The organism is Leucobacter sp. GX24907 (assembly GCF_053567335.1).
Map to the genome: position 1 here is coordinate 17,103 of NZ_JBSGPD010000005.1, position 13,459 is coordinate 30,561.

Below are 13,459 nucleotides of genomic sequence, written 5' to 3' on the forward strand. Positions count from 1 at the left end.
GAGCTTCCCGCGGCAGAAGTCTCTCAGCTGTAATGGTTCTCGAAGCTGCGTCTGTGAAGCCGGTGAGCATGCCCCTCACCGCACCCGGAACGAAAACAGCCCCGGATCCCTCACGGGATCCGGGGCCGTCACTTCGGACGTCAGGCCTGTTTAACGGCCCGTCTCGACCCGCTCGGGCTTCTTCGGCTGCTCCTGCTCGCCGCCGTTATCCTGATCGTCGGTGTTGTCGTCCCCATCGTCGTCACCCTCGATTGCGCGAATGTAGTGGTGGACGGTGCCTTCTTCGCCGGAGGCGCTGACCCGGAACTGGTCGCCGGGGGTCGCTCCGGTGATCCAGAGGGTGCCCTCGCCATTGCCGTTGCCGCCTACAGTGGCGGCGAAGTCGCCGACGGGTGACCACTCGCCGGAATCGGGATCGAGGACCTCGATGTCTCCAGTCAGCTTCTCATCGGGCTGGAAACCGCGGAACTGCAGATCGACGCCCTCGGCGAGCTGCGCTACGGTCGCCTCCTCTGGACCGGTAACCGCAAGACCCTCGAGGATCGTAAGGTCGATGGACTCCGCGAACACGTACTGTGTCTCGCCCGCCTCGTCATCGTAGGCATAGCTTGCTCCGGCGGAATAAACCGGGTATCCGTCTGCGTCGGGTGCAACCGGAGTCGTCTCTTCGAGCGCAAGGTGACCTTCGAAGACACCGTCTCCGTCGTCATCGGTAATCTCGGCGCTCTCGACGAGCCCGCCACCGTTCTGCCCCATCGAACCGACGCTGATCGTGACGGTGTCGACTTCCTCGGGCACGTTGTCGACGGTGAACGTGATCCCTTCGCCCCAGCTGCCGGCCTTGAACGTGTCGTTGTCGATCTCCAGACTCGGCGCATCGCCGAGTGCAGCGTAGGCCGGCGCGGCCGTGAATGCGAGGCCGAGCGTGAGCAGCCCGGCCAGTGCGGCCTTCCCGCGGGTCTTCGTGAGCATTAATTTTCTCCCCTCGCGCAGCGGGTTTCCGCAGCGCGCTTGTGCCTATCGAATCTGGCGGCGAAGCGGAACAAGGCAGGCTCGAAGACGCGTCGCAGCCTTTCTAGGCAAACACACAGCTGAGGCGAATTCAAATGAATCGGCTAAATTCCACGAGTGTCGAGGAGCTCAACACATGCCGGTCGCTACTTCGCCAGGCGGGCGACGACAATGTCGTTCTCGAACGAGTCGCCGTTCTCCTCGATGATGCAGGTGATCACGACGAGCATTCCTGCCTCGTGGTACCAGATGTCTTGGTCACCGATCGCGGACTTGTCGATCTCCATTTTCTGATCCACGAGGTAGCTCTCGCCGCGATATGTGAACTCATCGTCCTTCTCAAGGGTGCGCAATTGATCCCCGGCGCATTCACGCTCGGGGTCGTCGCATGCATGAGCAAGCACGTAGTCGGTTCCGCCGTCTTCCGGGTAACCGTTGGCCTCGTCCACGACCTGCCAGAAGCTCTCGCCCTGGTCCGGCGGGTTCCAGACCTCCGAGTAGGGCATGAACTCGGTCGACGCGATGTCGACCTCGGGCTCGGGCGTCGGGGTCGGCGTGGGAGTGGTCTCGGGGGTGACCTCGGTCGGGGTCGGCGACGGTGCCGCCTCGTCGCTCGCCGGCGAGAAAAGGCCCATGACCGCAGCGACGATCAGTCCGACGATGATGAGCGCACCGAAGCCCGCGCCTGCGATCCATGGCCAGCGCTTCTTCCGGGTCCCCTCACCCGGGATCTCCTCGTCGTTCGGCATCTCATCCATTGCGAGCACCCTTCTCCTTCGCACGCGAGAACGGCGGCCGCGGAACACCGCGACCGCCGTCACACTCTACAGAATGCAGAGCCTCGAACTCAGGCGTGATGAATCAGTACCTTCAGAGTCCTGTCTCGACGCGGGCGGGCTTGCGAGGCCCAATAGGCGCGTCCGTGTTTCCGTCAGAAAGCTCCGGATCTTCCTCAGGGTTGTCGTCACCGGGGGTCTCGTCGATCTCCTCCTCCGGCAGGCAATCTCCGGTACCGAAGGTGAAGGTGTCTCCGCCGAAGCTCAGCGACTCGACCTCGGTACCAGTAGCACCGGTGAAGCCGACTCCGAGGATCTCGAACCTATCGAGCTCTCCCAAGAACTCGATCAGCAGTGTCTTGTTACCGCCGCCGAGACCGGTGCTATCGAGGAGAGGGGTGTCATCGCTCCATGTCCCCGTGCCTGCACCGAACCCATCAACGTTGCGCACCGTTGTGAAGGTCCGGGTCTCCCGACCGTTCTCATCCTCCTCATACAAGAAGACGGGCAGCTGCAGCGTGACGCTTCCATCCACGACCTCGACCGAGAGCGAATCGATCAACGCTGAAGCCTCTTCGAGGGTGTCAGGGCGGCCATCAACCGGGAAGCCCTTGAGCACCTGGGTCACGGTGCGCTCCACCGGGGCGAGCGTCGTCACCGAGCACTCGTTGAACAGGAGGCTCGCAGAAGTCTCGGTCCCTGGAGTGTCCACGTTACCGACGTGCCACTGGTCGTAGTTGAAGCCGTCTTCGGAGCCGTTGCCTCCGATTTCGAAGCCGGCGACGTCGTCCGGCCCGAGCTGATAGTCGGCCGCATAGGCCGGCGTCATGCTGCCGAATGCCAAAGCAGCCGCGGCCGCGGTGGCGAGGCCGAGCTTGAGTGCGCTGAACTTCTTGGAGCCCATAGCAGTGATGGTCATGATCCCCCTCATGTAATGCGGGCCTGAGCAGCCCCCGATAACTGCCCTTGACCCATCACTACAGGTGAAGCGCAGACTATTCAACACTAGGGGAATTCACAGCAAACGACAACTGCAGCTCAGAAAGTTTCTGAGAAACGCAACAGGCGGGACCACCCGAAGGTGATCCCGCCTGATTCTCGCGAAATGCGAAAGCTGCTTAGACGAGCTTGACGGGCGCGCCCGCTTCCTCGAGCTTCGCCTTGGCTGCCTCAGCGTCCTCCTTGCTCGCGCCCTCGAGCACGTTCTTCGGAGCCTCCTCGACGAGAGCCTTCGCCTCGCCCAGGCCCAGGCCGGTCAGCTCACGCACGACCTTGATGACCTGGATCTTCTTGTCGCCAGCGCCCTCGAGAACGACGTCGAACTCGTCCTTCTCCTCAGCAGCGGCAGCCTCGCCACCGGCAGCGGGAGCAGCAGCAACCGCGACGGGGGCAGCAGCGGAGACGTCGAAGGTCTCCTCGAATGCCTTCACGAACTCCGAGAGCTCGATGAGGGTGAGCTCCTTGAACTGCTCGAGCAGCTCCTCGGTCGAAAGTTTAGCCATTGTGTTTCTCCTTGATGTTTGCCCTCACGCGAGCGCATGAAGAGCGGGTCTTGATGTGTACCGAACTCGAGCGAGTTCTAGGCGTCCTGCTTCTCCTGCAGCGCGCCGAGACCGCGAGCGACCTTGGCGGGCAGTGCGTTGAAGAGCTGGGCCGCACCGACCAGGGCAGCCTGCATGGCGCCGGCGGCCTTGGCCAGCAGCACCTCGCGGCTCTCGAGATCGGCAAGCTTGCCTACCTCAGCGGCGGTCAAGGGCTTGCCATCGAAGTAGCCAGCCTTCACCACCAAAAGAGGGTTTGCCTTGGCGAAGTCGCGCAGAGCCTTTGCGACGGCGACAGCGTCGCCGTCGGCCTTCACGAATGCGAGCGCCGAAGGACCGGTCAGCTCATCGTTGAAGGCATCGATTCCGGCGTTGTTTGCCGCAATCTTGGTCAGCGTGTTCTTCGCCACAGCATATGACGCGTGCTCACGGATGCTGCGACGCAGAGTCTGCAGCTCGGCAACCGTGAGACCGCGGTACTCGGTCAGCAGAACGGCGCTCGACTCTTCAAACTGCTTCTGAAGATCGGCGACCGTAGCTTCCTTCGTAGCCATGGCGCTCCCTAGCTTGTCGTACCCGGGTGACGGACGTCATCCGGGGGCCACGTCTTCCGCTCTCTTCTCATGGGAAACGAGAAAAGCTCCGGCGCGCACGCACGGAGCTTCATCAGTGTTCCGAATCGCAATCCATTACACCGGGAATTCGTACCTGCGCTGGTCCCAGATTCACTCTCGCGAGCGAAGCTGGCGTTCCGAGACTCTTGCGAGTCTTACCTGCGGTCTTGGGCCATCGAGAATACTAACACAGCACCGCGGACTACGCTCAACCCTCCGGCTTGAGCATGTAGCCCGCCGCCCCTCGCTCCGCTCCGTGGGCTGCCGCTGTAGCGGCACCGCGGACTACGCTCAACCCTCCGGCTTGAGCATGTAGCCCGCGCCACGGACCGTGTGAATCATAGGTGGGCGATCCTCATCGATCTTCTTGCGCAAGTAAGAAATGTAGAGCTCGACGACCGTAGTCTTGCCGGTGAAAGCGTAACTCCAGACCCGATCGAGAATCTGCGCCTTCGAAACAACCCTCCGCTGATTTCTCATGAGGAAGCGCAGAAGTTCAAACTCAGTGCTGGTGAGCGGGATCGGCTCTCCCCCACGTTCGACTTCATAGCTTTCTTCATTCAACGTCAGGTCGCCGACACGGATGACAGGATCCGGATGCTGTGCCAACTCGCGCTGTGAACGCCGCAGCAACGCACGCAGCCGAGCATTCAATTCCTCAAGGCTGAACGGCTTGACGACGTAATCATCTCCACCCGCGGTGAGCCCTCCAACACGGTCATCGACGGAGTCTCGCGCGGTCAGGAACAACACCGGGACATTCGAACCCGCGCTGCGGAGCCGTGAAAGCACCTGCAGCCCATCGAAGTCGGGCAGCATGATGTCGAGCACCACGACATCCGGATCAAAGCTCTCAAGCTGCTCGAGTGCCGCGGCACCGGTGTCAGCCGTGGCGACGTCCCAGCCTTCGTAGCGCAACGCCATCGAGAGGAGCTGCAGAATCGATTCTTCGTCGTCGACGACGAGAGCCCGAACGCTTCCACCATCGAGTCGCTGCATGACCTCGTCACTCAAGCCGCACCGTCCCAGATGCCGCACGCCGTACTCATATCGCAGAGATTACACCGACGAGGTGGGAGAATAGGCAGCGATGGCTCTGCGCACCTCCCACCTCGAACGCATCGTCACCGACGGCACCGACCGCTTCGCGTGGCTTCGTGCGCGGTCCCGCGGCATCACTGCCACCGATGTCGCCAAGCTTTCAACGCCACGATCCATCGAAGCTGCGGCTCGCGAGAAGTTGCACGGCAGCCGATTCACAGGCAACGCTTACACCGAGCACGGCAAGGCTCGGGAACCGGAGATCGCCTCATGGGTGCAGCAAGAGCACGGCATCGCACCCAGCCAGGCGCTCTTCCACGCACAAACCGACATCCGCCACCTCGCCACCCCAGACGGGATCGTGCAGCGAGAAGCTGGTCATCTTGAACTGGCGGAGATCAAGACCACCAACAAGGAATGGCGTTCGATCCCCCGCCACTATCTGCGTCAGATCTGGTGGCAGCAGTATGTGCTTGGCGCCGAACGCACGCTCATGGTCTGGGAGCGCCACGAGGAATTCGTCCCTGTCGGAGAGCCCGAATTTCGGTGGATCGACCGCGATGAGAATGAGATCGCGCGGCTCGTAGACCTCGCCGGCAAACTGATCGACACATTGATCGAGCGCACCAGCTAGGGTCGTTCCGCTCGGTCGAAGCGCTTGCTCGAAGCACCTGTGCTGATTCCGGCTCTGCAGGCCCGCGGTGTCTTTGGAGCGTCCTCAACAAGAGTCACCGGCGTGACGTTGTAGATTGCCGAGCGTGCGACCAACTCCTCCCAGGGAGGGGTAAACTCTGCCGGCCCGATCAGCGAACGCGCCGGATATGGACCCGATCAGCAGCCACGAGTTCCGCGGCTACGCTGCAATATGACGGCACGTCTCAGAGGCGCAGGACCCTTAAGCCCGCTTAGGAAGCGTCGCAGAGGAGCGGGTCAACGGCGAACGTATGAATGACTTCGTCGTTTGCGTCGAGTATATCGATCTGACTCAACGAAGCGCCGCTTGCGGCGTGCACTTGTAGCCTCTGAAAACCCGGAGGCGGGTTCAACAGTCTGACCCAAACGACGCGGTCGTCGAGAGCGACGCAACTGTACTCCGCCACGTAGCCATCAGAGGTCTCGGATTCTGAATCTGGCTCAGGCTCAGGCTCAGGCTCAGGCTCAGGCTCAGGTTCCTGCTCTGGCTCTGGCTCTGGATTTGGATGCGTATCCGGCTGTGGTTCTGGCTTCGGCGCTGGCACCGCTGCTGACCCTGCTTTGGTTCCGCTGCCCCGCCCCTGGGCTTCCTGAGAGAGTGCCTCCCAGCGCGGTGTCTCGTCCACCGACACCGGGTAATCCCCGGGTGCGCCTGAATCACCGAGGTCTTCAGAATTTCCCTGGTCCTCGAGATCTCCGGAGTCATCAGTGTGAACCTTGTCCGCATCTTCGCCGCTGTTCTGAGCGCTGTGAGTAACTTCCGGTGCGCCCTGGTCTGCCTCGGCCGGGGTCGTCCGCGATGTGTCCGGGTCAAATAGTTCTGGAAGTACGACGGCCGATGCACTGACGACCACGGCGAGCACTGTGGCCGCCGCAACTGCCATGAACGTCGGAGCCGCTGTCAGCGTCCCGGTAGCCGCTGCGGCACTTCCTGCGGCTGTGCTTGCGGAACCCGCGGTGCCCGCAGTACTTGCAGTACCTGCGGTACCGCCGCCCGCAGGCACTCCGGCACTGGACAACGCAGGCGAGAACGCCGCTGCGGCAGCCGGCGCCGCCGTTCCGAGCCCCGAGAGCAGGGAGCCGGCCGACCCGACTCCCACGACCAATCCGGCGATCACGAGCGCGAGTTGCCTGTTCAGGGTGCTGAGTTCTCCCGCGGCTCTCCGGCAAGACTCGCACCCGTCCAAGTGGGCCGCCACCGCGCGACTCGCGGCGGCGGGCAGCTTTCCGCGTTGATACCGCTGCAGGTCCCGGATCGTCTCGGCGCATTCTGCTGCCGCCAGCTCCCGGTTGACATGCGCCTCGACCCACGCCGAACGAAGCGCGGTACGGGCACGCGCAGCCAAGGCGGACACACTATTGGCAGAGATCCCCATGATGCGCGACACTTCGCGCGGTGGCATTCCCTCGACCTCCGTGTACCAGAGCACCGTTCGCCAGCGCTCTTCGAGAGAAGCGTATGCTTCCGCGGCTGCATTCCGATCAAATACTTGGTCCTCCCAAGGACCCACGACGTTGAGATCCGGAACAGAATCGAGCCCATCGCTCGGAGATTCCTGCTGTGTGCTCCAGTCAGACGAGAGGGACCGGATCACCCGGTATAAGTAGGGGCGGAAAGCGCCGCTTGGACCTCGCCCATCTGCAATCAGCGCGAATATCTTCAGAAACGATTCCGCGACGAGGTCCTGTGCTTCCAGGTGCGGCGCCATCCCATGAGCGGCGGCGAGACCTGCTCGATGGTGGCGATTCCAGAGTTCGGCGAACGCGAGCGAGTCGCCGTCCCTGCTGGCAGCAAGCAGCTCACTGTCTGTGTGCTTACCCCATCCAGAACGAGGAATCCCGATTTTATTCACGGCTGCCGCCCTTCACAGAGCGGCTCTGCAACCCCAAACTGCCGCTTCTACGTACGAGCCCTTCACGGGCTTCTACCGATTTCCCCATCCCCAGTATGCGCACTGGGGCCGAGATTTGCACATGCGATGGGAGTACTTGAGGAATTATTTGCAAACTCGCGTCACGATCTCCTGGTTCCCGCGTGTTATGTGTGTGCCCGGCCTCTGCGTAGATTCCCCCAACCCCATCGCAGAGGTCGGGCCCCTGCGCTCGTCAACATGACGCGTAGTTCACCAGGGGAGGAACCAATGGAATTTCAGGCGAATCGAAACAGAGGGACGAATCGCGGCCCGCTGTTGCGCCGAGTAGTCGCGGGACTACTCGGCTTCGCGCTCGCGCTTACAGGTGCGGTGACGCTGACGTCAGCTGCGCAAGCTGCTGCCGGCACGGTGAACAGCATAGACATCACCACCATCTACGACGGCGCTCAAGTGCCGAACAGCGTCGATGACGACGCAAACAACGGCATCGTTGCCAGCAATGACGTCGTGGGGTTCCGCTGGGATCTGAACGCCACTGATCTCACCGACGGGGTATTCACTCAGACACTCCCTGAAGGCTGGACCTGGGACTCGACTTCGCTAGGCTCGCTCGACAGTTCGAGCAGCGCCTACCAGGCCACCTACGTGGTCTCCGAGGATGGTCGGACGCTGACCGCGACGGTGAGCATCGGCAATGGTTCGGGTAATCCGAGCGTCGTCGGCTTCGGCACCCTCAAAGCGATTCCCTCGAGCGACGTGCCGAACGGCAGTGTGTACGAACCCGTGGTCACGGCCGCAGTGGACGACACCGTCGAAACAGGATCCACCGACCCGATCGAAGTGCGCAACACACCGATGGCGAACATGACCAAGGTTCGCGGCGCCAACAACGTTCTCTCCGAGTTCGACTTCGGTTCAGGAGCTGTTCCGGCACGGTACATCGATTTCACTGTCGGCATCAGCGACGCTCGAACGGCTGTCGGCGCCCGCAACACGGAGGTTGCCCAACCGGTCGTCATCGACGACAGCTACACAATCCATGCTCCGGAAGGGTTCGAGAACATCGAGTTCGTGGCCGAGGTCGCAAGCATCTCCGAAGCCGGTGCTTCGGTAGGAATCGATCAGACCGGGCAGGAACTCACTCTGACATTCGACGCGTTCTCCCGTATCCCGAGCGCGTCTGCTGTGATCCGCTTCTGGGTGCCCGACTCGGCGGTTCCGGTCGATTCCTTGGGCGCGGTGAGGCTCGTCAACACGGTGGCGCCCTCCGACTGGAGAGACGTCAACGGTGATCCCGTCGAAGAAGTACCGAGCGGCAACACCGCCGAGGGTACCGTGGTGAAGCCCCCGAGCGGGCCCGGTGCGATCAGCCGTGGCAAAGGCGTCTACCTCTTCAATGATCAGGAAAGCGACTTCTCGATCTCCGGCGATCCTGCTCGAAGCGGACAACCCTATACCGTCGTCAGCGGTAAGGAGGTCTCCGTGGGGAGCACCATCGCCGCTCGCACCCAGTTGCGCGCCGGAATCGACGCTTCGCTCAACACGGTCACCGGAGCCAGGGACCTCGTCGCTTACGACTTCTGGGACGCAACCGAACAGCAGATCGTCGATGGCGCAGACTTCTTCGTTGGCGCTAACGGCTCCGCCAACTCGCTCGACTCAAGCGACTACACGGTCCAGTACACCTCGGGAACCGACAGGGACAACCCGGCGAGCAACACGTGGGTGAACTCGATTGCCGCAGCCGGCGGCGTTACGAACGTTTCCGGAGTTCGCATCGCCTACACCGCCGGCGAATGGGCATCCGGCGGTGCACCCGGCTCGTCCTACTTCGTCGTCGCGCTCCCGTTCACGATCGTGGCCCCGAGTGGATCGAGCGCTCAAGACCACGCACGTTGGTCCTTCACCGATGTGGACGGCGCTTCGCGAACCGCCGCCGTCACCCAGTTCGTGAACGTGGGCCAGTTCGCCCTGTCGGTCGACAAGACTGCTGATCGCACCTCGATCGTCAGCGGCTCCGATGTGCAGTACTCCCTGAAGCCCGCGGTCGATCGCGCACTGGGTGCGATCGAAGACGTAGAGGTACGAGACCTCCAAATCGTGGACACACTTCCAGCTGGGCTCGTCGCAGTCGACACCGACGACGTGGATCCGCCCTGGCAGGTAACTCGCAGCGGCAGCGCTGAGTCAGGTCTGACGCTCACATTCACCTATGACGGGGTCGTTACGACAGGCACAGTCCTTCCTGAGATCGACTACACGGTCACGACCTCGGTGCTCGCACCTGCCGACGCCCGCCTCGTGAACACCGCAGTTATCGACGCACGTAGCGCCACGCAGACTGTCGCAGAGCGGTCGGATTCCTGGACCACCACGGTGTACCAGGCAGAGGTGATCACCGAGGAGAAGGTGGTCATGGGCGAAGAAGAGATCGAAGTAGAAGATCCGCAGGTCTCCTGGGAAACCCGATGGTTCAACTTCCAGACCTCGAGTCAGGGCGAGAGCTACTTCGTCGATGTGTTGCCGTACAACGGCGACGGGCGCGGCACCGACTTCTCAGGAACTGCGAAGCTCGCCTCCGCAATGGTCACTGATGGGACCGGGAACCCCGCGGCCGATGGGTATGGTTCTCTCCAGTACACGCTCGATCCCGCCGCGACGGTGTATGCCGCCGAGGCGAACGACGCATCCATCAACTGGATCGATGCTGACGGTGTTGACCTCAGCACCCTCAGCGACGTCACCGCTCTGCGGGTCGTCGTGCACGACTTTGAAAGCGGAGCACCCGGTATCGGCGGGCTCCTGGTGACCATGGACGTTCAGGGTCAAAAAGCCGGAGACCGCTACGTGAACAACACGAATGGTTGGCTCGGGCACAGTGGGCAGCTCGGCCTGAGCAATCCCGCCGAGGTCAATGTCGTAGCGTCTTCGATCAGCGGCGTCGTCTGGCACGACGTCAATGGAGACGGAGTGCTTGACGACGACGAGACTCGTCTCGGGTCGGTGGCAGTGAACCTCATCGATGCAGCGGACAACGTGATCGCCACCGTCGACACGGAACTGGACGGAACGTATGTGTTCGACCAGTTGCATTCCGGTGAGTACCGGACGGCCGTCGATGCGTCGACGCTCGGGTTCCCTGCGAATCACGTGGTGGCGAATACGTACGATCTCGACGGGGACCTGAACAGCGATTCAGGCGTGATCGAGCTCGGCAAGGCCACGGATCGCACCGATGTCGATTTCGGCTACGTCACCCGCGTCTCAGACATCGACCTCGTGAAGAGTGGTCACCTTGCAGGAGAGGCGCGTGCCGGTGAATGGGTGAACTGGGAGTTCGTCATCACGAACACCGGCCAGAACCCGCTGACGGCAGTCGAACTCACCGACCACCTCGACGGCGTGGTCGACCTCGAGGTCGATTGGCCGGGCGAGGCGGGCGTACTCGCCGCCGATGAGAGCGCGCCGGCAACCGCCCGGTACCAGTTGGTTCAGGCTGACCTCGACCGCGGGTACGTGCACAACACCGCGACCGTCACCGGCTTGGATCCGAACAGTACTCTGGTGGAAGATCCTGCCGATGCAACGGTGACGTTGCCGGAGGGAGGCTCGCTGCTCTTGGAGAAGGACGGTGAACTCGTCGGAGAAGCGATTGCGGGCGGTGAGGTGCAGTGGAACTTCACCCTCACCAATACCGGCAACGTCACACTCGATGAGATCGAGATCTTCGATGACCTCGAGGGCCTCCACGATATTGTCTGGGGCGACTGGCCCGCAGCTGATTTCGTTCTCGCCCCGAACGAGAGCGTAACGGCCACCGCCGGATACACCTTGACACAGGCGGACGTGGACGCCGGATTCGTGCACAATACTGCGACATCGCAAGGGACGACCCCGGGCGGCGACCCCGTCCCGAGCAATGAAGACGACGCCACGGTGACGTATACGCCAGTCTCTTCGATCAGCCTGGTCAAGAAGACCAACGGCGTCGAGTACGACAGCGCACCCGGAGCCGAACTCACGGTCGGTGACGAGGTGGTCTGGACGTATGAGATCACGAACACGGGCAATACCACGCTCACCGATGTCGTGCTCGTGGACGATCAAGAAGGCTCCATCGCAGCACCTGCTGGGTTCGATGGCGTGCTCGCCCCTGGAGAATCAGTCGAGTACCGGGCCACAGGCGTCGCGACTGCAGGCGACTATCACAACGTCGCGGTCGTGACGGCGCACACCCCGAGCGGCCTGGGCGTCACCGCGGATGACGAGTCGTGGTACCACGGGTCGCCCGCGGCCGCCCCGGGTGGTCTTTCGCTGACGGGCACCTCAGTGCTCCCCCTGCTACTGATGGGCGCGCTGCTCATTCTGGCCGGTGCTGCGGTGTGGCTGACACGACACCGTCGGGCATAGACGAGTAGGAACGCAGCAGGGTCCGGCGCGAAATGCGCCGGACCCTGCTGCGTCGGTGCCGGACTCCGCCCCGTCGGTGCGGTCACTCGTCGCGATTACGTACGATCATCGTCGTCGAGGTAAGCGTGATCCCGAGCACGAGCAGCACACCCGCCGGGACCAGGTCGCCGAAGATCCAGCGTGCAGTGACCGGCAACAAACGACTTGTCCCAGATTCGAAGCCGGCCTCGCTGCCTTCGGGGAAGACCGTCTTCCCACTCTCCGTCGCAGTGAACGGGAGCTCCGCTTCGAGGTGAGCACCGTCGGTCGCAGTCGCACGAGCGATGAGCGTGTACTCCCCGGCAGCAAGGTCACCGGGCAGCGCTTCCTCGAAGCTCAACCACGCATCGCGATCCACCGTAGCCGAAGAGACCGTCGCACCTTCCGGCTCCAGCATGAGTACGCCCTCGGATCCACGCTTGAGGTCCGACCCCCACACCGACACCTCCGGGTGCTGCATCTCCACGCTTCCGTCGGCAGTGTCGCTCTCCGCATCCCCGTCAGGTACTTCGCCCGCATACTCATCGCCGTACACCGAGATCATGAGGCTGGGTGCAATGTTCAGTCCGTAAACGGCCGACATGCCGTACCCGAGCGACATGCCGGTCACAACGACCGCGAACACGATCGACAGGACGAAGTTCAGGTTCTTGGCTCCCCGCGCCACCGACGAAGCAGGCAGCCCGATTCCGTCGCTTGGGCATGCGGAACGGGCAAGTAGCGCGCCAACGAGCACGCCCGCGCCAATGATGACCAGCACGACGACCCAGATCCAGACCTGCAGCGCGGTTCGGGTCAGGTCGTAGACGATGAGACCCAGCACGAGCGCGATCGCGGCGGCGATGATCGGCGTCGCATATGCGAAAGCCGTAGTTCGCTGCGACGCCGTGCTGTCCGGCGCTGAGGTGACCGGCGCGGCACCCATTGAATGGACTGACTCGTGGGCATCGGACTCCGCCACCACGGACGCCGGCAGGAATACGAAGCCGGCGAGGATCAGCCCCACGACGAGCACGGTGTACAACACAATCGGCAGGTACAGATTGACGATGCGCACCGACGCTTCAGGGGCCGACTCGTTCATGAAGAACCCGCTCATGAACATGACGAAAACTGCCCACGTAGCGAGCGATGCCGCGATGATCAGGGTGACGCTCGCGAGCTGCGAGACGGCATCGACGAGCCTGCTGCGCGAAGTATCTCCCGCCTTGATCTGCGCGAGTCGCCTCTTGGCGAAGAGTGCTCCGCCTCCGAGCAGCGTGATCGCCCCGACGGTGAGATAGTGACTCCACGTCATCCGCTCGATGGATCCGACATCGCCGAAGAGCTCGTCGACACCGGTGACGATCTCGGCGTACTGGCCTGCGACGAAGAGCAGCCACGCCACGATCGTAGAAATCATGATCAGTGCGAGAGCGCCGACCGCGATACGGCGTGAGTCATCGTTCAAGTACGTCATA

Annotated in this window: 10 protein-coding genes; 2 read left to right on the top strand and 8 right to left on the bottom strand. The window is 62.6% G+C overall.

All coding sequences use genetic code 11. The annotated features are described in order from the left end of the window. Positions 1 to 150: 150 nt before the first annotated feature. The 6 genes from ACUYV6_RS08600 to ACUYV6_RS08625 form a co-directional block, all read right to left on the bottom strand. Positions 151 to 972, bottom strand: coding sequence for a hypothetical protein (locus tag ACUYV6_RS08600; protein ID WP_449278251.1), 822 nt, complete (start codon positions 970 to 972; stop codon positions 151 to 153). Positions 973 to 1,157: 185 nt separating this feature from the next. After that, positions 1,158 to 1,769, bottom strand: a complete 612-nt coding sequence (locus tag ACUYV6_RS08605) for a hypothetical protein (protein WP_449278252.1) — start codon at positions 1,767 to 1,769, stop codon at positions 1,158 to 1,160. Positions 1,770 to 1,881: 112 nt separating this feature from the next. Next, positions 1,882 to 2,706, bottom strand: a complete 825-nt coding sequence (locus tag ACUYV6_RS08610) for a hypothetical protein (RefSeq protein WP_449278253.1) — start codon at positions 2,704 to 2,706, stop codon at positions 1,882 to 1,884. Positions 2,707 to 2,905: 199 nt separating this feature from the next. Next, a complete protein-coding gene (rplL, locus tag ACUYV6_RS08615; RefSeq protein WP_449278254.1) occupies positions 2,906 to 3,289 on the bottom strand; it encodes a 50S ribosomal protein L7/L12 in 384 nt (127 codons plus the stop codon). A 77-nt stretch (positions 3,290 to 3,366) separates the two neighbouring features. Next, the gene (rplJ, locus tag ACUYV6_RS08620) at positions 3,367 to 3,882 is read right to left on the bottom strand and encodes a 50S ribosomal protein L10 (RefSeq protein ID WP_449278255.1); all 516 of its coding nucleotides are present in this window, start codon (positions 3,880 to 3,882) and stop codon (positions 3,367 to 3,369) included. 351 nt (positions 3,883 to 4,233) lie between these two features. Further along, on the bottom strand, positions 4,234 to 4,941 hold the full coding sequence (locus ACUYV6_RS08625) for a response regulator transcription factor (protein ID WP_449278523.1): 708 nt from the start codon (positions 4,939 to 4,941) through the stop codon (positions 4,234 to 4,236). Between the two features lie 91 nt (positions 4,942 to 5,032). Between ACUYV6_RS08625 and ACUYV6_RS08630 the strand changes: the two genes are divergently transcribed. Then, positions 5,033 to 5,617: a YqaJ viral recombinase family protein gene (locus ACUYV6_RS08630; protein ID WP_449278256.1), complete on the top strand. Its 585-nt coding sequence runs from the start codon at positions 5,033 to 5,035 to the stop codon at positions 5,615 to 5,617. A 271-nt stretch (positions 5,618 to 5,888) separates the two neighbouring features. Here ACUYV6_RS08630 and ACUYV6_RS08635 read toward each other — a convergent pair whose 3' ends face one another. Continuing rightward, positions 5,889 to 7,529, bottom strand: a complete 1,641-nt coding sequence (locus ACUYV6_RS08635; protein ID WP_449278257.1) for a sigma-70 family RNA polymerase sigma factor — start codon at positions 7,527 to 7,529, stop codon at positions 5,889 to 5,891. Positions 7,530 to 7,817: 288 nt separating this feature from the next. On the opposite strand from ACUYV6_RS08635, the gene ACUYV6_RS08640 reads away from it, so the two are divergent. Further along, entirely contained in the window at positions 7,818 to 11,960 is a 4,143-nt protein-coding gene (locus tag ACUYV6_RS08640) for a DUF7507 domain-containing protein (RefSeq protein WP_449278258.1), read from the top strand. A gap of 82 nt (positions 11,961 to 12,042) precedes the next feature. Here ACUYV6_RS08640 and ACUYV6_RS08645 read toward each other — a convergent pair whose 3' ends face one another. Beyond that, on the bottom strand, positions 12,043 to 13,458 hold the full coding sequence (locus ACUYV6_RS08645) for a hypothetical protein (protein ID WP_449278259.1): 1,416 nt from the start codon (positions 13,456 to 13,458) through the stop codon (positions 12,043 to 12,045). Between the last annotated feature and the right edge of the window lies 1 nt (position 13,459).